The sequence below is a fragment of the Acinetobacter lwoffii genome (genome assembly GCF_024129735.1).
GTDB classification, from domain to species: Bacteria; Pseudomonadota; Gammaproteobacteria; order Pseudomonadales; family Moraxellaceae; genus Acinetobacter; species Acinetobacter lwoffii_H.
On sequence record NZ_JAMXXK010000007.1, the window covers coordinates 31,154 to 55,006 of the forward strand.

21 protein-coding genes, 1 tRNA gene and 1 pseudogene are annotated in these 23,853 nt (G+C 42.5%); 13 read left to right on the plus strand and 10 right to left on the minus strand.

Going from position 1 to position 23,853, the window contains the following annotated elements:
* Together NI469_RS03430 and NI469_RS03435 are read right to left on the minus strand one after the other, a co-directional pair.
* Complete coding sequence (locus tag NI469_RS03430; RefSeq protein ID WP_004637174.1) at positions 1-1,248, minus strand: tyrosine-type recombinase/integrase; 1,248 nt, start codon at positions 1,246-1,248, stop codon at positions 1-3.
* Between the two features lie 193 nt (positions 1,249-1,441).
* Positions 1,442-1,518 (minus strand) — tRNA-Ile (locus NI469_RS03435).
* Positions 1,519-2,316: 798 nt separating this feature from the next.
* Here NI469_RS03435 and NI469_RS03440 point away from each other — a divergent pair.
* Positions 2,317-2,871 (plus strand): 1-acyl-sn-glycerol-3-phosphate acyltransferase, encoded by a 555-nt coding sequence (locus tag NI469_RS03440; RefSeq protein WP_253174443.1) that lies wholly within the window; start codon positions 2,317-2,319, stop codon positions 2,869-2,871.
* Between the two features lie 245 nt (positions 2,872-3,116).
* The gene (locus NI469_RS03445; RefSeq protein WP_004645516.1) at positions 3,117-3,866 is read left to right on the plus strand and encodes a YebC/PmpR family DNA-binding transcriptional regulator; all 750 of its coding nucleotides are present in this window, start codon (positions 3,117-3,119) and stop codon (positions 3,864-3,866) included.
* Positions 3,867-3,934: 68 nt separating this feature from the next.
* On the opposite strand, the gene NI469_RS03450 is transcribed toward NI469_RS03445, so the two are convergent.
* Entirely contained in the window at positions 3,935-4,405 is a 471-nt protein-coding gene (locus NI469_RS03450; protein ID WP_004645518.1) for an Lrp/AsnC family transcriptional regulator, read from the minus strand.
* 380 nt (positions 4,406-4,785) lie between these two features.
* Here NI469_RS03450 and NI469_RS03455 point away from each other — a divergent pair.
* Positions 4,786-6,421, plus strand: a pseudogene (locus tag NI469_RS03455) (beta strand repeat-containing protein).
* Positions 6,422-6,485: 64 nt separating this feature from the next.
* On the opposite strand, the gene NI469_RS03460 reads toward NI469_RS03455, so the two are convergent.
* A complete protein-coding gene (locus NI469_RS03460; protein ID WP_004645522.1) occupies positions 6,486-7,250 on the minus strand; it encodes a glutathione S-transferase family protein in 765 nt (254 codons plus the stop codon).
* Positions 7,251-7,544: 294 nt separating this feature from the next.
* On the opposite strand from NI469_RS03460, the gene ychF reads away from it, so the two are divergent.
* Positions 7,545-8,636 (plus strand): redox-regulated ATPase YchF, encoded by a 1,092-nt coding sequence (gene ychF, locus NI469_RS03465; RefSeq protein ID WP_253174424.1) that lies wholly within the window; start codon positions 7,545-7,547, stop codon positions 8,634-8,636.
* 211 nt (positions 8,637-8,847) lie between these two features.
* Positions 8,848-9,465, plus strand: coding sequence for a superoxide dismutase (locus NI469_RS03470; protein ID WP_253174425.1), 618 nt, complete (start codon positions 8,848-8,850; stop codon positions 9,463-9,465).
* Between the two features lie 190 nt (positions 9,466-9,655).
* Here NI469_RS03470 and NI469_RS03475 read toward each other — a convergent pair whose 3' ends face one another.
* A complete protein-coding gene (locus tag NI469_RS03475) occupies positions 9,656-10,153 on the minus strand; it encodes a hypothetical protein (protein WP_005106524.1) in 498 nt (165 codons plus the stop codon).
* A 103-nt stretch (positions 10,154-10,256) separates the two neighbouring features.
* On the opposite strand from NI469_RS03475, the gene NI469_RS03480 reads away from it, so the two are divergent.
* The 6 genes from NI469_RS03480 (at position 10,257) to dapC (ending at position 17,307) form a co-directional block, all read left to right on the plus strand.
* Positions 10,257-11,009: an AzlC family ABC transporter permease gene (locus NI469_RS03480; protein ID WP_253174426.1), complete on the plus strand. Its 753-nt coding sequence runs from the start codon at positions 10,257-10,259 to the stop codon at positions 11,007-11,009.
* On the plus strand, positions 11,006-11,353 hold the full coding sequence (ygaH, locus tag NI469_RS03485; RefSeq protein WP_004278941.1) for an L-valine transporter subunit YgaH: 348 nt from the start codon (positions 11,006-11,008) through the stop codon (positions 11,351-11,353). The genes NI469_RS03480 and ygaH overlap by 4 nt, the downstream gene beginning before the upstream one ends.
* 93 nt (positions 11,354-11,446) lie before the next feature.
* The gene (locus NI469_RS03490; protein ID WP_338149850.1) at positions 11,447-12,091 is read left to right on the plus strand and encodes a hypothetical protein; all 645 of its coding nucleotides are present in this window, start codon (positions 11,447-11,449) and stop codon (positions 12,089-12,091) included.
* Positions 12,092-12,206: 115 nt separating this feature from the next.
* On the plus strand, positions 12,207-13,421 hold the full coding sequence (gene purT / locus NI469_RS03495) for a formate-dependent phosphoribosylglycinamide formyltransferase (RefSeq protein WP_253174428.1): 1,215 nt from the start codon (positions 12,207-12,209) through the stop codon (positions 13,419-13,421).
* 26 nt (positions 13,422-13,447) lie between these two features.
* A complete protein-coding gene (gene glnD / locus NI469_RS03500; protein ID WP_253174429.1) occupies positions 13,448-16,120 on the plus strand; it encodes a [protein-PII] uridylyltransferase in 2,673 nt (890 codons plus the stop codon).
* 17 nt (positions 16,121-16,137) lie between these two features.
* Positions 16,138-17,307: a succinyldiaminopimelate transaminase gene (dapC, locus tag NI469_RS03505; protein ID WP_253174430.1), complete on the plus strand. Its 1,170-nt coding sequence runs from the start codon at positions 16,138-16,140 to the stop codon at positions 17,305-17,307.
* A gap of 102 nt (positions 17,308-17,409) precedes the next feature.
* On the opposite strand, the gene NI469_RS03510 is transcribed toward dapC, so the two are convergent.
* On the minus strand, positions 17,410-17,886 hold the full coding sequence (locus NI469_RS03510) for a glutathione peroxidase (protein ID WP_004278946.1): 477 nt from the start codon (positions 17,884-17,886) through the stop codon (positions 17,410-17,412).
* Positions 17,883-18,302, minus strand: a complete 420-nt coding sequence (gene msrB / locus NI469_RS03515; protein ID WP_004645533.1) for a peptide-methionine (R)-S-oxide reductase MsrB — start codon at positions 18,300-18,302, stop codon at positions 17,883-17,885. Before msrB ends, NI469_RS03510 begins: the two co-directional genes overlap by 4 nt.
* Positions 18,303-18,530: 228 nt before the next feature.
* Between msrB and NI469_RS03520 the strand changes: the two genes are divergently transcribed.
* Entirely contained in the window at positions 18,531-19,961 is a 1,431-nt protein-coding gene (locus NI469_RS03520) for a pyridoxal phosphate-dependent aminotransferase (protein WP_004278948.1), read from the plus strand.
* A 212-nt stretch (positions 19,962-20,173) separates the two neighbouring features.
* Positions 20,174-21,385, plus strand: a complete 1,212-nt coding sequence (locus NI469_RS03525; RefSeq protein ID WP_253174431.1) for a YbfB/YjiJ family MFS transporter — start codon at positions 20,174-20,176, stop codon at positions 21,383-21,385.
* On the opposite strand, the gene NI469_RS03530 is transcribed toward NI469_RS03525, so the two are convergent.
* From NI469_RS03530 to icd, 3 genes are all read right to left on the minus strand, one after another.
* Positions 21,364-21,921: a M23 family metallopeptidase gene (locus tag NI469_RS03530; RefSeq protein WP_004278950.1), complete on the minus strand. Its 558-nt coding sequence runs from the start codon at positions 21,919-21,921 to the stop codon at positions 21,364-21,366. The genes NI469_RS03525 and NI469_RS03530 overlap by 22 nt on opposite strands.
* A 143-nt stretch (positions 21,922-22,064) precedes the next feature.
* Positions 22,065-22,196, minus strand: coding sequence for a hypothetical protein (locus NI469_RS15830; protein WP_004645538.1), 132 nt, complete (start codon positions 22,194-22,196; stop codon positions 22,065-22,067).
* 301 nt (positions 22,197-22,497) lie between these two features.
* Positions 22,498-23,754: an NADP-dependent isocitrate dehydrogenase gene (gene icd, locus NI469_RS03535; protein WP_216986191.1), complete on the minus strand. Its 1,257-nt coding sequence runs from the start codon at positions 23,752-23,754 to the stop codon at positions 22,498-22,500.
* Between the last annotated feature and the right edge of the window lie 99 nt (positions 23,755-23,853).

Below are 23,853 nucleotides of genomic sequence, written 5' to 3' on the forward strand. Positions count from 1 at the left end.
TTAATGCTTAAGTAAAGACTCAATATAACCACTCCACCACTCCATGATTTCATATCGTTCTTCTAAGTGTGCCTCTTTATCATATGCTCCCTTGACCCCAGTTTTTAAATGAGCCAATGCTGATTCGATCACCTGCCATTTGTCACTATAGCGTTTATTCAAATTGGAGGATGCAATATGTCTAAATCCATGTGGATTTTGTTTTCCTCGATAACCTAATCGATTCAATGCCGCATTAAATGTTAAATTCGAAATTGGCTTATTAATGCTATCGCGACTTGGGAATAAGTATTCACTTTCAGGTGAAATTTTCTTTAGCTCCATCAATAATTTAATGACATGCTTGGACAAAGGAATCCCATGTTCGATACCTTTTTTCATTATATTTGAGGGACGTATCCACACCGCCTCATCAAAATCAAATTGCTCCCATTTCGCCTGTCGCAATTCCCCTGGACGAGGAAACATATGTATTAAAAGTTCTAAGCCTATTGCAATCGGTCTGGATGAGGAATTTCGAATTAATGAAATCATTTCTGGAAGCTGTTGAATAGCTACATGCTTCATACTTTGAGATTCCCCTTTCGCTAAATAATCACCAATCCCTTCCAATGGATTATATAAAATACCTTTTTTAAATTTTGCTAAACCATAAGCACCTGAGCAACATGAAATAAGCTTTTCAATTCTGTTATAAATTCCTTCATTCATTTGCTTGTTAGTAAAAAACTCCAACCATTCTGCTGGTGTAATTGATTTATATGGTCGATGTCCAAAGACAGGAATTAAATGTCGTTCAACCGATTGTTTTTCCTTTTTATAAGTATCAGCAGCCCAAGTCTGCTTTTTTCGCTCTAACCACTCATAAATAAGATGCGAGAATAAAGCCTTTTCCTCCTCAAGCTGAATTTTCTTAATCTCAACCTGTGTTTGAATTAGTATTTCACCTAGCGTCATGGCCTCTGCTTTTTCACGTGCTTGCGCATAACTTACAGATGGATAACTACCTAATCCTATCCATGCCCATTTTCCTTGATCATTCTTATATCGATATTGCCAATGTTTTTTGCCATTCGGTTTAACCCTACAATACAAACCTGGAATATCAGTAGGCTCACGATATTCTTTCGCTTTGGGTTTAAGTGTTTTATAAATTTCTTCAACACTTTTTTTTCGGCGAACCTTTGTATTCTGCGATACAGATCTTAGACGAATATCATCGTGAGTATTAACATCAAAAACATTCATAACTTATGGAATCTCCAGTGATTTTTTCCTTGGTGTATCCCTGAGTTATATTTTAAATTTAGGATACAAACAAGGATACACAGAGCGTGTTCCCATACGAAGTTATATAAGTTTAAACAAAGCAATAAAAAACCCTTAACTCTTTTAGAATTAAGGGTTTAAGTATCATATGAGTGCATATGATTATAAAATTTGGTGGGCCCAGACAGACTTGAACTGTCGACCAACGGATTATGAGTCCGCTGCTCTAACCAACTGAGCTATAGGCCCTATATGCTGAAAACTTTAATTATCAATAAGTTCAGGCGTCATGAATACTAGCTAAGATTTTTTGGAAAGACAAGTGCTTTTATAACTGCTTGAACATTTAGGCAGCAATCATGGGCGACTTGTCTTAGTCAAAATTCAGTTACTTAAGACTTCAGTATAGGAGGCATATAGAAAAATGAGATACATGCTGCATCATTTAAGATAAATGAGCCTGTATCTTGAATTTAATCCGGTCTACTAAGCGTAAAACTGATAGATTTAAGGTCTTAGTATATCTATAAGGTATCAAAATTCTTTATTACTCAGGCAGCAATGTTAAAGGAATAGCCTAGAACTAAAGAAGATAGAATGACTAGAATTCAGACTTCATTTCTTCGTCTTTATGTAAATCCTGCTTAATTTCGATCAAAGACCATACAATTATAAGCGCAAAAATCAATAGGGAGACTACGAAGGCTGTCATGTACGTCATACTTTTCAATCTCAGAGTAGAAAGAGTAAGAAAATAGAAAAGACCTAGATCAGTCTTCTTCTTCGACAAAAGTCTAATAACCAAAGTATGCTCTGAATAGTCATTTTTTCATCATTTTAAGACTTTTTTTGTATATACTGATATTTTTAAGATCTTAATATTATTTTATTTATATATTTTAACTCTTAATCTTGCAGCTTAAAAAGATGAATAAATTATAGATTTTTACATTATTTGCTGATTTTATTTAAAAGCCTATTGACTGTATAGACGAACAAGATGAAATTATGCAGTTCTCTACATACAGCTTTTACTTCTCCGTACTTATGCTAAATAAATTCCTTGGCGAATCTGCATTTAAACTTGCAGGTTGGCAATATCATGTCGAACCAGATGTACTTGAAGATAAACAGGTCATTATCGGGTTTGAACATACCTCAATGATGGATGCAGTACTGTCAATTGCTTTGTTCCAGATTTACGACCTCAAGGTTCATACCTTGATCAAAAAAGAATTATTTAAAGGACCGTTCAAACCGCTCTTGAACGCTGTGGGTGGTATTCCGGTTGACCGCAAGGCCAGTAAAGATATCGTGACCCAGATGGTGGAACATTTTCAGAAGAATGAAAAGTTCAATCTGGTGATTGCACCCGAAGCGACACGAGCCAAACAGGGTGAAGCACGCAAACCGATCCGTACCGGTTTCTGGCATATTGCCAAGGCTGCCAATGTACCGATCGTGTTGTTATACGCCAATTCCAAAACCAAGCAAGGTGGCATTCTTGGCAAGATCTATCCGACAGACCTTGCGCATGACCTGGCTTTGATCAAACAACTGTATAAAGACAAGGTTGGTCTGGATATCGTTATTCCAGAATAAGCTTCTCTAAAAGCACTGACATGAACAGAAATCCTGCTGTTCATGTCTTGTTCATCTACTTATATAAATGTATAAAAACAAAATCAGAAATGCCCCATCCTATTTCCACTCTTTCTTAATTTAGCGCTTTTTTTTGCTTTTATCCTGAAATCTCAAATCCAGACACTTTTTTTTAAAAAAACGCTTATGGTAGAATTTCGGCATTCTGATAGGCATACAGCCAATCTACAAGGAGCATAGTTCGCATGGCGGGTCATTCCAAGTGGGCCAATATTAAGCATCGCAAAGCAAAACAAGATGCGAGTCGTGGTAAAGTTTTTACCAAATACATTCGTGAATTAACCACTGCTGCAAAGCTTGGTGGTCCAGATACTGCAAGCAACCCTCGTCTACGTGCTGTGGTTGAAAAAGCATTATCAGTGAATATGACACGTGACGTGATCAACCGTGCCATTCAACGTGGTGCTGGTGGCGAAGATAACGATGACCTGAAAGAAGTGACCTACGAAGGTTATGGTGTAGGTGGTGTTGCGGTTATTGTTGAAACCATGACTGACAACTTGAACCGTACTGTGCCTGACGTACGTCATTGCTTCTCTAAAACTGATGGTAACTTAGGCACCAATGGTTCGGTGGCATTCCTGTTCACGAAACGTGGTGAGATCACTTTTGAAGATGTGTCTTTGGAAGATCAAATCATGGAAGTGGCATTAGAAGCAGGTGCTGAAGACATCGAAGTCACTGAAGATGATATCTTGGTCATTACCACACCTGAAGCCTTCGGTGAAGTTCAAGATGCTTTAACTGCTGCAGGTTTAAAATCTGACAATGCTGAAGTAGTGATGAGTCCTTCAACCAAAGCAGAAATCACAGACATCGATCAAGCGAAAAAAATCATGAAAATGATTGATATGCTTGAAGATCTGGATGATGTACAAAACGTTTATACCAACGTTGAATTCTCAGACGCAGTTTTAGCAGAACTTGATGCTTAAATATGTCTGATTCAAAAAACGCACCTTAGGGTGCGTTTTTTTATGGCTGTCCACCAACCTAGCTTTGATTAAACTTTATTGAGTAATCCGCTACAGTTAAAGACATTATATTCTTTAATCACAAAGCTGGAATGCAGTGCCACCACATGCTCAATTTTTCCAATCCGCTTAAGCAGGATTTCACTATAATTTTCCATATCTCTTGCCACGACTTCAACAATAAAGTCTGCCGACTGACCGGTGACCAAAAAAGCATTAATTACTTCGGGAATACTTTCCAGTTCTTCCAGAAATTTGGCAAAAGTATCGCTATCATGTTTGCTTAAGGATACCTGCAACAGCACATGCAGACTGAAACCTAATTTTTGGTAATTGATTTCACGTTTTAAGCCACTGATAATATTATGATCGATTAAGTGTTTGATCCTACGATGCACCGAACTGACAGATAAATTCACCCGCTCGGACAGTTCATTCAGATTGACATCTTCATGGGTCAATATTTCTAGAATATGTTTATCGAAACGATCCAGTTCCATTTTTATACTCTTATATCAATAATCAATAGATGCAGAAAATTTTGCGCCATCTCTGTTATACAATATTTATTTATTTTTCACAAAATTTTCATATTCTGAAATTTTTTTCCAAATGGGATTTCATTTTATAAATACGGTTTTCAGGAGGGTTTAAATGACCGTTAATCGCATAAATTAAAAACATGACCAATGGTATTTTTGATTAAATCTTTATTTTTAAATTATTTAAATTGGGTAAACATGGCAACAGATAGGCTATTCCTGTCAGCCCCTACACGACTTAGCCGTCCATCTTTTACAAGTGTATAGAAATAGATTAAAACAAAGGCGCTTTAAAAACAAAAATAGCGCATTTCAAAAATATTACACAAGGAACGGTCATGGCTTCTAAACTTTTAAGCTTGATAAAAACAAAAGTGAGTCCTGTTTTAACCGTCGAAACCCAAAACGAAGAGCTTATTGGGCGGCTTATTCGGTGGAACGACATCAGGTACCCTCACCAATCTTATTGGCAATCTCACCGGATCCAATACTCAACCTTCAGTCAGCTCATTATTAAATAATCTCCTTTCTGGAAGCAGCCTGAGTACGACAAATCTCAGCAATTTATTAACTCAATTTTCTGGTTCGAATGCCTCAAGTTTAAATATTCAAAGCCTGATCAGTAGCTTAAACCAATCCAATGGCGGTAGCTTTAATATTACCCAGGTCACCAACTTATTAAAGAGCTTAATGGGGAGCAATAGCAGCAGCCTGGATCTTGAGGCTATTTCTAAACTGGTGGGCGGCTTATTGGGCGGCAGTACGGGCAATATTGATATTGGTAAAATTTCTCAACTGGTCGGTGGCCTGATCGGCGGTTCAAGTAATATTGATATTGGTGCCATTGCGGGTCTGGTCAGCAACCTCATCGGTGGTAATGGTGATATCGATATCGCGAAAATTGCTCAACTGGTTATTGGCTTAATCGGTGGTTCAAGCAATATTGATATCGGTGCGATTGCTAGTCTAGTCAGCAACCTCATCGGCGGCAATGGCGAGATTGATATCGCACAAATTGCTCAGCTCGTTGGTGGCCTGATTGGTGGTTCTGGCGGTTTAGGTGGCGTGGACATTGGTGCAATCGCAGGTCTGGTCAGCAACCTGATTGGTAGCAATGGCGAGATTGATATTGCACAAATCGCTCAGCTCGTTGGTGGCCTGATTGGTGGTTCTGGCGGATTGGGCGGTGTAGATATTGGTGCGATCGCGGGTCTGGTCGGTAACCTGATTGGCGGTAATGGCGAAATTGATATTGCACAAATCGCTCAGCTCGTTGGTGGTCTGATTGGTGGGTCTGGCGGTTTAGGTGGCGTAGATATCGGTGCGATTGCAGGGCTGGTCGGCAACCTGATTGGCGGAAATGGTGAGATTGATATCGCGCAAATTGCTGAATTGGTCGGTGGCCTGATTGGTGGTTCTGGCGGTTTAGGCGGCGTAGATATTGGGGCCATTGCAGGTCTGGTTGGCAACCTGATTGACGGTAATGCAGGCAGTGATTTTGATCTTGATGCCATTACCGATTTAATTAGCGGCTTTATAGGCGGAAATGCAACGGGTGGTTTTGATGTCGGTGGCTTCACTGACTTACTGAGCGGTCTGATTGCGAATGGTTCAAATGGCATAGACTTGGGTGGGTTATTGGGTAATCTGAATCTCGGTAGCGATCTGGATCTGGGTGGTATGATCGAAGGTATTTCCTCTGCTTCAAACGGCTTTGACTTAGGCAATATTGCCGAAGGTGTTGGTCAGTTGGTTGGTAGTGGCTCTTCGATTGAACTGCCTGACCTCGGTGATCTGATCCAAGGTGTGGGTACGACTGATTCCAATATTGATCTGTCTGCTATCCTGCCAGGCATTAAAGATACGATTCAAAATATCGGCAGTGGTGGTTCTTCATCTGGCTTTGATTTTGGTTCACTCCTCAATAATTTTACTAAAAATATTGATATCGACCAGACTAATCCGTGGGGTTAATTATAATCTCATCGAAAAAACGCGCTTCATGCGCGTTTTTTAATTCTGAGAGTAGCATTTAAACTTATACACCACGCCAGTCTACCCGTGCATTGCGTTCGGTTCGGTAAATACGACAAATATATTCACCTAGGGGTAGCTCATTCAAATACTGCTGATAATCGCGATATTCTTCGGACAAGGTTTCAAAATTTTCTTTTTCCCACGGCGTACCTGGAATCGCCAGAAGCGGTGCCAACATGGAACAGACCGCAATATCCGCCAGACCTAAACGATTTCCAACAAAATAATGCCCACCTTGGCTGACCAGCATCTGATTGAGCTGCTGTACAGCAACATCAATATGCTGTTTAGATTCCGCCACGGTTTCCTCATTCAATGCATAACCCTTGGCCACCATCGCTTTCAATAAAGGTTTAGAAAATTTTTCAAACTGGCGCAGATAGCCCTGCTCACCAATTAAAATATCCAGAGATTCATGATCAGAAGTCAGTGCTTGAGATAGCATCCAGCGACGAACATGACGACCCAATTCCAGAGTAATTTCATTAATTTCTAAAGCTTTATTTCGAAAATATCCTTCTGCGTGAAGTAAACGATGTTCTGGATAAGTATCATCCAGATATAAAGCAATCTGGGTTGAATCTGCGATCCATCGGTCCTGATCACGCAAAATAGGCAGACGATTCTGTCCTGTTTTCAGGCGAGCAAAAGCGCGGTGTACCCCGGGTATCAGATTGTGAGCAACATAATACAGCTCTTTATGGTCCAGCATCCAACGTGCTTTTTCGCAAAAGTGAGATAAAGGAAACTGGTATAAAGTTCGCATGTATGCTCCATGTTTATCGTTATTGGATCAGGGCGTGTAGGCCGCTGTTTTATTCAGATACTTTAGTCACTCACTTTTAGAAAAACAATGTGATTTTTATTCAAAAGTAAAATACTGGCTGATTATTCCTCTATGGTTGGTGGACTCACTACACATCCCGGAAAGCTCAGCGAGTCATTTTAGGTCGCCAGAAGCATTTGATTGCAATAAACCACAAGCGCATGACCTGACTTTAGCTGTGCTTTCATGTAAAATCGGGAGCAATTTTTATATAACGCTTTTGTGAGTTATTTCATGGGTTTTAATTGCGGTATTGTCGGCTTGCCGAACGTTGGTAAATCTACACTTTTCAATGCCTTAACCAAAGCTGCTATTGCTGCAGAAAACTTCCCTTTCTGTACGATCGAACCAAACACCGGGATTGTACCGGTTCCTGATCCACGTTTAGACAAATTGACTGCAATTGTTAAACCGCAACGTGTTATTCCGACTTCTATGGAATTTGTAGACATCGCAGGTCTGGTAGCGGGTGCTTCTAAGGGCGAAGGCTTGGGTAACCAGTTTCTGGCCAACATTCGTGAAACTGATGCAATTGCTCACGTTGTGCGTTGTTTTGAAGATGAAAACGTCATTCATGTGAATGGTCGTATTGATCCACTAGATGACATCGCTACGATTAATACCGAACTTGCGCTTGCAGACTTGGACGCTGTAGCCAAAGCGATTACGCGTTTGACTAAATCTGCCAAAGGTGGCGACAAAGAAGCGCTGGCCACTAAAGCAGTTTTGGAAAAAATCCAGCCTTTACTGGATGAAGGTAAACCGGCTCGCGCAGCGGACCTAGATGATGACGAGCGCAAGCTGGTACGTGGCTTTGGTTTAATGACGCTTAAACCAACGATGTATATTGCCAACGTTGCTGAAGACGGTTTTGAAAACAACCCGCATTTAGATGCAGTGAGAAAATTAGCTGCTGAAGAAAATGCGATTGTGGTTCCACTTTGCAATCAGATTGAAGCTGAAATTTCATTGCTTGAAGATGAAGACCGTGCTGAATTCCTGGAAGCAATGGGCATGGAAGAACCTGGCTTAAACGTGGTGATTCGTGCAGGTTATTCACTGCTTGGCCTACAAACTTACTTCACCGCGGGCGTACAAGAAGTTCGTGCCTGGACAGTAAAAATTGGTGCAACTGCACCACAAGCCGCTGGTGTGATTCATACCGATTTTGAAAAAGGCTTTATCCGTGCAGAATGTATCGCTTATGATGATTTCGTGCAGTACAACGGCGAAGCCGGTGCAAAAGAAGCAGGCAAATGGCGTCTAGAAGGTAAAACTTACATCGTTCAGGATGGCGATGTTTTACACTTCCGTTTTAACGTCTAAGTCGTTGCTGTTTGAAAAAGCCCCTTTTGGGGGCTTTTTTTATTGCTTATAAAAAGAGGATTCATACATATAACAGGCTTCCTGGAAGCGTATAAGATCAACACATATTAACAATAATGATAACTATTCTCATATATAAATATTAAATTAGAGCGTATCTTAAATCTAATGAAAAATAACCTAACTCTATTCTTCCCAAGGAATCCTGCCAATGAGCTACACCTTGCCTGCACTACCTTATGCTTATGATGCGCTAGAGCCTCATATCGATAGCAAGACTATGGAAATTCATCATAGTAAGCATCATCGAACCTATATCAATAATATCAATGCAGGAATCGCGGGCACAGAATGGGAGGATTTATCGGTCGAAGCCTTAATTAGCAAATTCAATGAAGTGCCCAAGCAACTCAGACAGAACGTGATCAACAATGCCGGTGGACATGCCAATCATTCCCTGTTTTGGACAGTGATGAGTCCAGACGGCGGTGGTCATCCCGAAGGTGAAATTGCCAAGGCGATCGAACATGAATTAGGAGGATTCGAGGCATTTAAAGAAGCGTTTACCCAAGCAGCGCTTAGCCGTTTTGGTAGTGGTTGGGCCTGGTTAAGTATGGCGCCAGATCAAACGCTTATTGTGGAAAGTAGTGCTAATCAGGATTCTCCAATGATGCATGGCAATATTCCCCTGTTAGGTCTGGATGTTTGGGAACATGCCTATTATTTGCTATATCAAAACCGTCGTCCGGAATATATCTCTGCTTTTTTCAATGTCGTGAACTGGAAAGAAGTAAATCGTCGTTATCTGGAAGCGTTGAACGCGCTTTAAATCTTTGAGGAAATCGACCATGTCTACACGTACATTGATTCAACGCATGATTGGCAGCACACTCCTGATCTGCGGTGTAATGGTACTTTTATTAGAACATATGTGGATGCCCTATTTTTAAAGCTTATTTTGCTAAAAAAGCCAGTCATTCAGACTGGCTTTTTATAGGTACATTTAAATGGACAAAGGTTTATTGCATATTGGCAATTGCAGTACCTTTTTGCTTAGGATCAGTATTTCCGAGTGCAGGATGGGCAATGGCATTCTGACATTGCAGTTTATCCCGCTCATAATCTGCCTGTTTTTGTTGCAGGCTGTTGCCATTTTCCATAGTCGTCCGCGCCCATATTTCCAGACTGGTCAAGGCTTTACGACACAGGGCATATTTGCCTTCGGTCACCGAATCAGTCATTTTGACATTAATCCGCCAGTCTGTACTCAATTTACGTGCTGGTTGACGTACCTGTGTTTCCAGCTGATCCACTTCTTTATTATAGACCAGAGGATCCACTTCATTGATCAGTTGCCATGCGGCATTGGCATAAGTCGTCGCATCATTAGTCAGTTTAGGTGCCGGTTTAATTTCTGGCTTATCAGTCGATTGACTGTCATTCCCACACGCTTGTAACAATATTGCCGTGCTTATTAAAGCAGCAGTCAGCATCGCACGTGTCTTGAACATCCACATATCAGGCTCGCCAATTTAAACATTTCGGCACTATGCTATTAAATTCACGTAGAATACACAATCTTCATTTGACCCATCGTTCAACTCTCCTTCAAGGTGTGTCGTGTCTGAACCGAATCAACTCGCTACGCAACCTGCTGGCTTCTGGCAAGGTGCAAAAGATAGCCAAGCGATTATCTTCACTTATTTACCAGTGTCGTTTGCTTTTGGTGTTTCAGCCACTCAGTTTGGCTTTACCGCCTGGGAAGCACTGTTCCTGTCCTGCTCGATGTATGCAGGTGCCAGCCAGTTCCTGGTGGTCGCTCTCTTAGGTAGTGGAACATCTATCTGGATGACGGCATTAACCGTGATTGCCTTAGACATTCGTCATCTGCTTTATGGCCCTGCGTTACAAAATCTGATTCAAGACCGGCTGAATTTAAAGAAAACGGCAATCTGGTCTTGGGGTTTGACCGATGAAGTTTTTGCCTCCGGCATGATCAAGCTCTCGCAACGGCGACAGGAATGGTCAGAATCCTGGATGCTCGGTTTAAGCCTGTTTAGCTGGATGTCCTGGGCACTCGGATCTTTCCTCGGTGGATTGTTTGCCGATCAGGTCAGCAACCTGCCGCAATTCGTACAGGCTGCGCTGGATTTCTTGTTACCTGCGCTGTTCCTGAGCTTCTTGTTAGCCGCTTTTGAGAAAAAACATACTTTTGTTGTAGCTGTCACAATTCTGGTGTCTGCGATTGCCTGTTATTTTATCGACCTGTCTGCCGCGATCTTTATCGGTATAAGTTCTGGTATTTTCGCAGGCCTGTTCAAGCACTATATTTTGAAACAGCCAGATCCTGAACACGCAGGAGATCAAGCATGAATCTAGAGATTATTCTGGTCGGGATTTTAGTCGGGATTGCCAATTTTGCCTCGCGCTTTGGTCCTTTTTTTGTCATTCAAAAATTTCAGCAAGGTTCGCAAAAACGCGGAGCGTTGTGGCTAAAAATTGCCTTGGGTTCAATTGGCATCGCTGCGATCAGCTCCATGTTGGTAGTTGCTACCCTGCCACCTTTATTAGAAACGCCGAATAAAAGTTTTGCGATGCTGGTTGGCTTTATTGTGCTCACGGTTTTGTATTTTAAGTTTAAACGTATCGTGATGGCGACTCTGACCGCAGCGCTCACCTATGGCCTGGTTTACACCTATGTTCCAGTACCCTTTTAAGCTTTAACTCGTTGATCAATCGAAACAAAGACTTATGCTAAACTCATAGTATAGGTCTTTTTTATATAACAATAAAAACAAGGAAGGATGCGCATGTTTGAGGTCAAACAGGTGATTGAAGGCAAAATCTTTATTCATCATCGGCGCGATGAAATGTTAACCGTATTCCATCGACATGAAGTGCCGGCACAATATTTTGAATGTTTTATCAATGCTCAAAATTTTACCGGACATTTTGTCGAAATACATGCTCAACCAGCAGATCAAGTTCGGGTGGTTTATATTAAAAAGAATAGCACCCATCAAATTATTGCTATGCTTAATCAGAGCCAATACGTGCTGCATCTTCATCCTTTGACATTGATTTTGGGTAAATGGAGCTTCAGACATCGTGTCCTGCCGAATACTCTAAAAATTTTTGCTGGTTTATTTGCGCTCCTTTTTATTCTTTTTTCAGCTACCGCCTTTTCAGCAGATCAGTTCCAGCTCACCACCATCTTGCGAGACCGCATTCAATTCACAGTTTTTGGGCTACTGTTATTTTTGCTGTGCTTTGTACTGCCTTTTGTATTGCCCTATGCGTATTTCCTGCATGTTCGTACATTACGTCTGTTAAAGATGCTAAATATCAATACTGAACAAGTTGCACAAATAGAAAAGCTCAAGTCTCAAAGCGGGATTTATCTTCTGCAAACGCAGTCTGACAGCGATGTGAAAATGACAGCGCCTCCTTATTAAAATCTAGAAAAACTTTATAAATAAAACTGTTGGTCAATATCACAATTTTGTATGAATCTTGGCTTAACTGTCGGCTCAGTTCTGCTATGCTAAAAGTCCATAAAATCAAGCATGGATGATCCACATGAGCGTGACTATTGGTACTCCCCTTCAATCTTCTGCCTATAAAGTTCTATTATTGGGTTCTGGTGAACTGGGCAAGGAAGTGGTGATTTCACTACAATGCCTTGGAGTCGAAGTTCATGCTGCTGACCGTTATGATCATGCCCCTGCCATGCAGGTTGCGCATTATTCCTATACCTTGAATATGGCAGATGCTGTAGAACTCAAACAACTCATCAATCAAATCCAGCCACATTTAATTGTTCCTGAAATTGAAGCGATTGCGACCGAAGTTCTGCTTGAAATAGAAGCCCAGAACATTGCTACAGTCATTCCTTCTGCTAAAGCCGTCAATCTGACCATGAACCGTGAAGGTATTCGTCGTCTGGCTGCGGAAGAACTCGGTCTGCCAACTTCAGCTTACCGTTTTGCCGACAGTTTAGAATCCTTCCGCGCGGCCTGTGACGATGTCGGCTATCCAAACTTTGTGAAACCGGTGATGTCATCTTCAGGCAAAGGTCAGTCTCGTGTTACCCGTTTTGATGAAGTCGATGCTGCCTGGGAATATGCGCAAACCGGTGGCCGGGTCAATCAGGGTACTGTGATTGTAGAATCACAAATTGACTTTGATTTTGAAATTACCTTATTGACTGTTCGTGCAAAAAATCCAGAAACCGGCGAAATCGAAACGTCTTATTGCGACCCGATCGGACATCGTCAGGACTCAGGTGATTATGTGGAAAGCTGGCAGCCTCAACCGATGACTCCAGCCGCGCTGGAAGAATCCAAGCGCATTGCCAACAGGGTCACTACAGCACTTGGTGGCTGCGGAATCTTTGGAGTGGAACTCTTTGTAAAAGGCGAAAAAGTATGGTTTAGTGAGGTTTCCCCACGTCCACACGATACTGGACTGGTGACTTTAGCCTCCCAATTTCAAAGTGAATTTGAGCTGCATGCACGTGCTATTTTAGGCTTGCCGGTGAATACTGCACGACATAGTGTGGCTGCCAGTGCGGTAATTTATGCTGGGGTAGATGATCGCAATCTTTCCTTTTCTGGCCTGAATCTTGCTTTAGCAGACGGCAATACCGATTTGCGCCTGTTTGGCAAACCTGAAGGTTTTAAACGTCGTCGTATGGGCGTTGCCACAGCACGTGCGGAAAACATTGAACAGGCACGTGAACTGGCCCTCCAGGTCGCCAACCAAGTTAGCGTCAACCAAAACTAAGCTGAAATACCAACGGACGACTGTATATGATCAACACCCATCCACTGCTGAATTACGCTAAAAGCAACCATGACATTAAAGCCATCAATCAATGGCGCAGTGATGTCGAAAATCAGCTTCAGGAGAGTTTTGAAAATGGCCAGTCGATTCGGGATATTATTCTGGCGCGTTCCAATCTGATCGATGAAGCCCTGCAGTTTCTCTGGCAGCATGCCGAACTGGATCAAACCGATTTGGCCCTGTTTGCTGTCGGGGGTTATGGCCGTCGTGAAATGCTGCCTTATTCTGATGTCGATATCATGATCTTGTCAGAAGACGAGATTAACCCGGAACAGGAACAACTGATTTCTACATTTATTTCATCGCTTTGGGATGTAGGGAATTTCAAACCCGGTATCAGTGTCCGCACCATCAATGAATGTGTTAATCAGGCCAGCAGTGATCTGACCGTTGCCACCACCCTGATTGAAGCCCGCCTGATTATTGGCAATGAAAACCTGTGCAAATGGCCACGTCGCATCGTGTCACGTACCTGGACCGACAAAACCTTTTTTGATGCCAAGATGGATGAGCAGCATAAACGCTATGCTCAGCACAACAATACCGAAAGCAATCTGGAACCAGATATTAAAAATGCGCCGGGTGGCATCCGTGATATTAATCAGATTGGCTGGATTGCTAAACGGCATTTCCGTGTGAACCGGATTTATGATCTGGTACATCTCGGTTTTATTTCAGAATTTGAACTCGGTGTGCTTGAGGAAGCTGAAAGTTTTCTCTGGGAAATCCGTCATCACCTGCACCGCCTGACCAAACGCGATGAAAACCGCTTATTGTTCGATTATCAACGTGATATTGCCGCCAAATTCGGCTATGTACGTGAAGAGGCGCATCATCCGAACTATCCAATTGAACAATTCATGAAGCGCTATTATCGCAGTGCGCAGCAAGTATCCACGCTGAACGAAATGCTGCTGGCCTATTTTAATGAATCGGTCATTACGCCACGTTTACCGCAATATGAACGCCAGATCGAGGAAATCAACCAGAACTTTAAACTGGTTGACGGCAAACTGGCTGTGCAGCATCACAAGATTTTCTCGGAAAATCCAAGCGCGATTCTGGAAATTTTCTATCTGCTGGCCAATCGTCCTGAGATCGAAGGTATTCGTGCGCGTACTTTACGCCTGCTGACCCTGGCTGGAAAACGCATTGATCAGGATTTTCGTGATAATCCGGTGCATCAGGCGCTATTTATGGCGATTATCCGTTCACCGCATCGACTCTACGATACTATGGTCGCGATGAAGCGTTATGGTGTGCTTGGAAATTACATCCCGGCCTTTGGACAGATTCTGGGACTGATGCAATATGACCTGTTCCATATCTATACGGTCGATGCACATACCTTATTGCTGCTGCGTAATTTAAACCGCTTTAAAGAACCTGAATTTGCCAAGGAATTTCCGGTGGTCAGTTCAGTGTTTCAGCGTCTGACCCGTCGTGACATAGTCTATCTGGCAGCAATTTTCCATGATATTGCCAAAGGCCGTGGTGGTGATCACAGTGAACTTGGCGCCAGTGATGCGATTAAATTTTGCCGTAGCCATGGCTTTACTGAACGCGAAAGTAATCTGGTAGCCTGGCTGATCCAGAATCATCTGGTAATGTCTGTCACCGCCCAGAAAAAAGACATCTCCGATCCGGATGTGGTCAAAGAATTCGCAGAAAAAATGGGTGATATGGAACATCTGGACTATTTGTACACCCTGACAGTCGCCGATATTAACGCCACCAATCCGAAGCTGTGGAATACCTGGCGTGCCTCGCTGATGCGTCAACTATATACTCAGGCACGCGACGTGATCCGTTCCGGTCTGGGTCGTCCGGTTGATTATCAAATGCTGATTGAAGATACCAAATTTGTGGCCAGCGAACTTCTGGTTCAGGATTTTTCACTGGATGAAGTAGAAAAAGTCTGGCAGGAACTTGGTGATGACTATTTCCTGAAAGAAACAGCAGATGAAATTGCTTGGCATACTCGTGCCATTTTACAGCACGGCGACAATCCTGCCCCACTGGTGTTAATGCGGGCACACCGTAAATATGCCCAGGATGCGGTACAGATCTTTATTTATACGCAGGATCAACCCAACCTGTTTGCTACCACGGTGGCTATTCTGGATCGCATGAATCTGGATGTACAAGATGCACGAATTATTACTGCCACTAAAGCGTTCAGTCTGGATACCTATGTGGTACTGGACCGTTTTGGTACCTTATTGACCGATCCGGAACGCGAAGCCACAGTGATTGAAGCCCTGAAAGATGCCTTGAGCCATTCAGATGAATATCCGGGCTTGATGCAACGCCGGATTCCGCGTCAATTACGTCATTTCGATATTGAAAATACAGTCGATATTACGATGAATGCGGCCTTGAATCAGAATATGGTCGAAATTGCCACTCTCGATCATCCCGGTTTACTTGCCAAAATCGGTGGTTTATTTATGATGCAAGGGCTGGATATCCACTCTGCCAAAATTGCCACACTGGGCGAACGTGCCGAAGATATATTCTTTGTCACCAAAAAAGATGGCAACCCTATGACACCTGGAGAATCTGCTGAATTTGCAGCTGCACTTAAAACTGCGCTGGATGAAGCCTCTCATCAGGTTTGTAGTCAACACTCACATTAAAACGCGGTTACTTATTCATGAACTCTAGCTTGTCTCTACTGCATCCTTATCCGTTTGAAAAGTTAAATCAGCTTTTTGCGGATATCCAGCCTGCAAATATGCCGTTAATTCCCCTATCGATTGGTGAACCAAAGCATCCTGCACCAGAGTTTGTGAAACAAGCAATTATCGATAACTTCAAACATTTGTCGACGTATCCAAACAGTAAAGGCCTGCCGGAGCTACGTGAAAGTATTGCCCAATGGCTGACGCACCGTTTTCAGCTAAATAGCATCAGTGCAGACAGCAATATCCTGCCTGTTTCTGGTACACGTGAAGCGATTTTCTCGTTTGTACAGGCTTTGGTGAATCGTGAAGATGCACCTTATGTGGTGATGCCGAATCCGTTTTACCAGATTTACGAAGGTGCAACACTGCTTGCAGGGGCAAAACCTTATTTCATCAACTGTACTGAGGAAAATAATTACCTTGGTGATTTTGATGCTGTTCCGGCAGAAGTCTGGGAAAAAACTGCACTGCTATTTGTCTGTACCCCGGGCAATCCAACCGGTGCAGTGCTGTCGAAAGAACAGTTTAAAAAACTGATTGCCCTGTCGGATCAATACAACTTTGTGATTGCTTCAGACGAATGCTATTCGGAACTGTGGTTTGACCAAGCACCTGTAGGTTTACTGGAAGTTTGTGCTGAAATCGGCCGGGATGACTATAAAAACTGTGTGGTGTTTCATTCACTATCTAAACGTTCTAACCTCCCAGGCATGCGTTCAGGTTTTGTCGCCGGTGATGCGAACCTGTTAAAACCTTATTTGCAATATCGTACATACCACGGCGCAGCAATGCCGGTACAACATCAACTGGCTTCAATCGCTGCCTGGGATGATGAAGCGCATGTGGAAGAAAACCGGGTGCAATATCGTGCCAAGTTTGATTTATTTCAACAGGAACTCGGACATTTATTGCCACTCAAAAAACCGGATGCCGGTTTCTACTACTGGTTAAAAGTTGACAATGATGAAGCCTTTGCCAAACGCCTGATGGAAGAAGCACATATTAAAGTTCTTCCGGGTCGTTATTTATCTCGCAATACCGAACAAGGTAATCCGGGTGAAAATCATGTACGTCTGGCACTCGTAGCCGATCTGGCGCAATGTGAAGAAGTTATTCAACGACTGAAAACCATTCTCTAAGTTTTAATCATGATTAGAAAACCCACTGTAGATCAGTGGGTTTTTTAATTAACATTAGATGAGCTCTACTTTTATCTCATACTGAGAAAATGACGCTGACTCTTACAACACTTTGGCAATTTCATCTTCAAGATCTTCAGGCTTGGTGGTTGGTGCAAAACGGTTCAACACCTTGCCATCACGACCAATCAGAAACTTGGTAAAATTCCATTTAATTCCATTGCCTAAAATACCTTTGGAATTATTGGTTAAATAGCGAAAAATGGCGTGCGCTTCAGGGCCTTTGACATCCACCTTAGAAAACATCGGGAAAGATACCCCGTAATTCTTCTGGCAAAATTCACCAATCTGTTCATTGGAACCTGGATCTTGACCACCAAACTGATTGCATGGAAATCCCAAAATTTCCAGACCTTGATCTTTATATTTTTCGTAAAGTTTTTCTAATCCTGAAAACTGTGGGGTAAAACCACACTTACTCGCTGTATTGACGATCAAAAGTACCTTGCCTTCGTAATCTGCAAGTGGCTTGCTTTTGCCATCTAACAATTCAGCTTCAAACTGATAAATGTTAGTCATGGATAGGTTTCCTCATCATTTTTTTCTTGTGTTTCTAAGTCCAAAGAAGCCGAGTTGACACAATAACGTAAGCCCGTCGGCTCTGGACCATCCGGGAAAACATGCCCTAAATGTGCGTCACAATGATGACAAACAATCTCAGTTCTGACCATTCCGTGTGAAGTATCAGGTAATTCTTCTACCACCGAACTGCTGACGGGACGGTAGAAACTTGGCCAGCCACAGCCGCTGTCATACTTGGTCTCAGACGAGAACAGTGGCGTGCCGCAGCAACGGCATACATAGGTGCCATCTTGCTTGGTATTCCAGTATTTTCCAGTAAATGCCGGCTCGGTTCCCTTCTCGCGCGTAATGCGAAACTCCTCAGGTGATAACTCTCTTTGCCATTCCCGGTCTGATTTATTGAGTTTTCCCATGATCACATACCTTTTTATCTTGCTATTTAAAATAGGATAATCCTATATTTACGTGATTCATTTTAAAAATTCTAGTCTTTATTCAACATTTTACAAAAGACATATAATGCCTAAAAAAGCAAAAAGAAAGCAAATATAAAAATAAAAGTAAGCAATTTTTACATTAAATGTTTTTTAGTGAGCAAATTTAATGGTATTCTTAGCTCTAAATTTGCTCAGGATTAAAAAATGTCGCAAAAAAAGAGCGTAATTTTTAAAAATCTGCTGCCTGTGATCAAACAATATCAGCAGCTTGGATTTACGCATGAAAAAATTGTTGCACTACTTCGAGATGAACATGATCTCGATCTAGTCACAACTGAGACATTTAAAAGTTATTTATATCGTTATGCAAAAGTGACCTCCACTCCTTCCGAGAACATCAAAATGCCGAACACTTTCCAAACCCCTCGCGAGATCAAGAAATCATCTAAGCTCGAGCATGTGTGCTACGACATTCGCGGACCTGTGTTACGAGCGGCCATCGAGATGGAAGAAGCCGGTCACAAAATTATCAAATTAAATATTGGCAACCCTGCCCCATTTGGGTTTGAAGCACCACAAGAAATTATCAACGATGTGGCTTTAAACCTGCCGAATGCGATTGGCTACACGGATTCCAAAGGGATTTTCCCGGCGCGTAAGGCGATCTGTCAGTATTATCAGCAAAAAGGCATTCTAGATATGCACGTCAATGACGTCTATATCGGTAATGGTGTGTCTGAACTGATCGTGATGGCCATGCAGGGTCTGCTGGATGATGGCGATGAAATGCTGATTCCAATGCCAGATTATCCACTCTGGACGGCGGCAGTGAATCTATCTGGCGGTACAGCGATTCACTATAAATGTGATGAAGAAAATCACTGGTATCCAGATATTGCTGATATGGAAAGCAAAATCACGCCGAATACGCGTGGTATTGTGATTATCAACCCGAATAACCCGACCGGTTCGGTTTACCCACGTCATGTGTTGCAACAAATCGTCGACTTGGCGAAGAAATATGACCTGATTTTATTTGCTGACGAAATCTACGACAAAATTATTTACGATGGGATTGAGCATGTTGCTGTAGCAGCTCTGGCTGGCGATCAGCTCTGTGTTTCGTTTAACGGTTTATCTAAAGCCTATCGTATTGCTGGTTTCCGTTCCGGCTGGATGGCCATTACCGGCAATAAAGCACGTGCAGCAGACTATATCGAAGGTCTGGATATGCTTGCATCGATGCGTCTGTGTGCCAACCATCAGGCACAATATGCAATTCAGACTGCACTGGGCGGTTATCAGTCAATTAACGACCTGATTCGTCCGGGTGGGCGTTTATATGAACAGCGCAATATTGCCTGGGAAATGCTGAACGAGATTCCAGGTGTGTCTTGTGTCAAACCTGAAGGCGCAATGTATTGCTTCCCGAAACTGGATCCGAATGTGTATCCAATTCAGGACGATGAAAAACTGATGCTGGATTTGTTACGTGCAGAGAAAGTACTTCTGGTTCAAGGGACAGGCTTTAACTGGCCAACACCGGATCATTTCCGTGTAGTGTTCCTGCCGGCTGAAAATGAACTGCGTGAAGCCATTACCCGTGTTGGCCGTTTCCTGGCCAAGATGCGTTAATTCTTGAAATAGACAATATAAAAAACCGCGTTGATACGCGGTTTTTTATTTCTCTGAAAAAATTCAGGCTTTTGACTGATGAAATCTTAAAAATCATACCGGTTTCTTTGAGCAAATTTCTGCACTCAATGGTTTCTTCTCAGGCAATTTCCCCTCAATCATGAAGATTCATGTTATTTTTTGATCAAATATAAAATTCTATGAGTACACGGATGTCCTCAAACACAATCAAGCTCAGCCTGTTTCTCTGTCTTAGTATGTGCTTGGGCATTGGCATTCTTCGTTTCTCTTACACCGCGTTGTTACCTGGTACACGCGAAGCCTTTGGCTGGAGTACAGATTTTGCCAGCCTCTTGGGCAGTGCCAATTTGCTGGGTTATTTAATCGGTGCATTTACGGCCATGCGTCTGCCTCAAGACCGCAGCATGAGTACCTATATTCAAATTTCAGCCTTTGCCGGTATGCTCAGCCTGATGTGCTGTGCATTTTCTGGTTTTTCTGAAGTATGGTATATCGCTTGGCGGATTATTTCCGGGATCAGCGGTGGACTGATGATGATCTTATCGCCGAGTGTGGTTGCACAGTGCTGTGAACTTCAAGACCGTCTTAAAATCAACTTTATTGGTTTTAGCGGAATTGGACTAGGCGTTTTAATTGCGACCCTGTTTCTGCCTTATCTGGATCAAATTTCCATACAGACGGCCTGGCTAATCTTATGTGGTTTTGCTTTGCTTATCTGTATCGTTTTAAGTTTACTGATTCAGAAATTTAAGCCGTATTTGTCCGCACAAGCCCCTTCGGTTATCTCTACTCTATCTTTGAATAGCGTCTTTTATAGTTTATTGACGGTTTACGCCTGTAGTGCTTTCGCCTATATACCACATTCACTCTTCTGGATTGATTATTTAAGCCAGCAGTTGGGATTGAGCTTGTTCTGGATTAATTTCAACTGGATTCTGTATGGACTAGGTAGTGCTTTAGGTGCCTTGAGTGCTTATGCACTGGCCAGAAAATGGGGTAATTTTGCTGCCCTGAAAATTCTTTATAGTCTTTATATTATGGCTATTTTTATTGCGACTCTAGATGCCAGTCCATTGCTCACTTTTAGCTCTTCCTTTTTCACTGGGATGTTAAATCCGGCTGTGGTGTTCCTGACCTCCTATACCATTTTGCAACTGTATGGACTGGCTTATAAAAAACTCTGGAGTATTGCCACCTTGTGTTTCGCCTCGGTTCAGCTGATCGGTGGCCTCAGTTTTAGTACGCTACAATATTTTGGATTGAGCTATCATCAACAGTTCGTACTAGCTACATTCGTTCTTCTGTTAGGAACATTGCAATTATCCTGGTGTACACGTCCTGCCAAACTCAAGCCTGAACAACAAACTCAGCCGGCGTCTGCTCATGGAGAAGGAACTAAATAAGGATAAGGATTGGTTGCTCCTTGCCCACCCAAATAAATCCCATAATGTAAATGCGGTGGGGTGTTTTTGGCATTGCCCGTATTACCCACGTAAGCGATGACTTCACCCGCTTCGACCCAGTCGCCTTCCTGAATATGTTCTGCATAGTCATCCAGATGTGCATAATAATGTTGGCTCATATTTGGACCGGTCACCCAGATGATTTTTCCACCCAGATTGTTGGTGCCAATCCTACGCACAATACCTGGGGTCGCGCTAAATACTGGCGTACCGCGTTTGGCAAAAATATCCGTACCTTCGTGTTTACGACCGTCACTACGCGCTGCTCCCCAAGTATCATTAATCTGACCAACTCTGACGCCTTCAACCGGAATCTGTAGCGGAGCTTCTAACTGGGCTCTCTGTAATTGCCAATACAGATAAGGGCTTTTCCAACCTGCTGCTTCACCTGAAGGCGGTGGCTGACAGGCAGTTAGTAGAAAACCTATAGATAACAGTAAGCTTATAATCCGAAGAAATTTCACCAATATTCGCATTAAATTAAATAGATGACTTTTATCTTAATCACAACCGCCTAATTTAAAGTCACAATCCTGTTATTTTTAGTGATGATTTTATACAAGCGTTCAAATAACAAAACCCTCAAATGAGGGTTTTGTTATTTTAGGTGGATAGGAGATTATCTACGTTTTTTAGCACGAGATGGTTTCGATGGTTGTTGCTGTTGTTGCTGTTGCTGCTCTTCATTCTGAGCATTGTCCTGCTTGTCTTTTTGTTGGACCTGCTTATGTCTCGCTTTAGCTTTAGCCATGATTTACTCCTTTGGAGAAACGTCTCTATATCACTGGAAGTTCCATTCATCACTGTAACGTTTATACAAAATAAGCCAATCGCTGAGCTGTATCCAAATACGTCAATGTAATACAGTGTTTACTAAGTTATTCAGCTTAGAACGAATCATTTCTAGGCTCATTACACTTCTTACATGATCTTGCAGCCTGATACTTATTTTAACGTTTAACCTTAAACCGTTCAGCCTTTGCTTCCCAATAAAGTGATAAAAAAACCCGCCGTAATTGCGGGTTTTTTTATTCATAAATTGCATCGCAATTTCAGGTATCCATATTAGCAATAATCGCCTCACCAAACTCGGAACAACGAAGTAAGGTCGCCCCTGGCATCAGACGCTCGAAATCATAGGTCACCGTTTTTGCCGCAATCGCACCCGAAATCCCCTTGATGATCAGGTCGGCAGCTTCTGTCCAGCCCATATCACGCAACATCATTTCAGCAGACAAAATAATCGAACCCGGATTTACTTTATCTTGTCCGGCATATTTAGGCGCTGTGCCGTGGGTTGCCTCATAGACTGCAATCGAACCGCCAATATTGGCACCTGGTGCAATTCCGATTCCACCGACTTCCGCGGCCAGCGCATCAGAAATATAGTCACCATTTAAGTTGAGTGTCGCAATCACAGAATATTCTGCTGGACGCATCAGGATTTGCTGCAAGAAGGCATCTGCAATGACATCTTTAATAATAATGTCTTTACCCGTTCTTGGATTTTTGATTTTAACCCACGGACCACCATCTAAAAGCTCACCGCCAAAACGTTCCAGCGCAACTTCATAACCCCACTCTTTAAACGCCCCTTCGGTATATTTCATGATATTGCCTTTGTGCACTAACGTCACACTAGGCTTGTCATTTTCAATGGCGAACTGGATGGCTTTACGCACCAGACGCTGGCTACCTTCTTTGGAAACAGGCTTGATCCCGATCCCACAATTGTCTTCAAAGCGGATGTTGGTTACACCCATTTCTTCTTTCAGAAACTTGATAACCTTTTTCGCTTCCGGAGAATCTGCTTTCCATTCAATACCGGCATAAATATCTTCTGAATTCTCACGGAAAATCACCATATCGGTCAGTTCAGGATTATGTACCGGCGAAGGCACGCCCTCGAACCAGCGCACCGGACGTACACAAACATATAAATCCAGTTCCTGGCGTAGGGCCACATTCAAGGAACGAATACCACCACCGACTGGCGTGGTCAGTGGGCCTTTGATCGATATTACATAATCGCGCAGCGCTTCGAGAGTTTCTTCAGGCATATAGGTGCCGTAAATTTTGTCAGCTTTTTCACCGCAGTAGACTTCCATCCATTCGATGGAACGCTTCCCGGCGTATGCTTTTTGCACAGCAGCATCTACCACAGTTCGCATTGTTGGTGTAATATCTGCACCAATTCCATCCCCTTCGATAAATGGGATAATTGGATTATTTGGTACGTTGAGTGACAGGTCTGCATTAACGGTAATTTTGGTACCATCCACAGGTACTACGATTTTTTGATATCCCATTATTAGTATTCTCCCGGATGCCGCTGACAAATCTAAAATAATTGCCGATTAGGCAATACTTTCAACTGTTCTTAACGCATAATATTCTAATCCAGATTT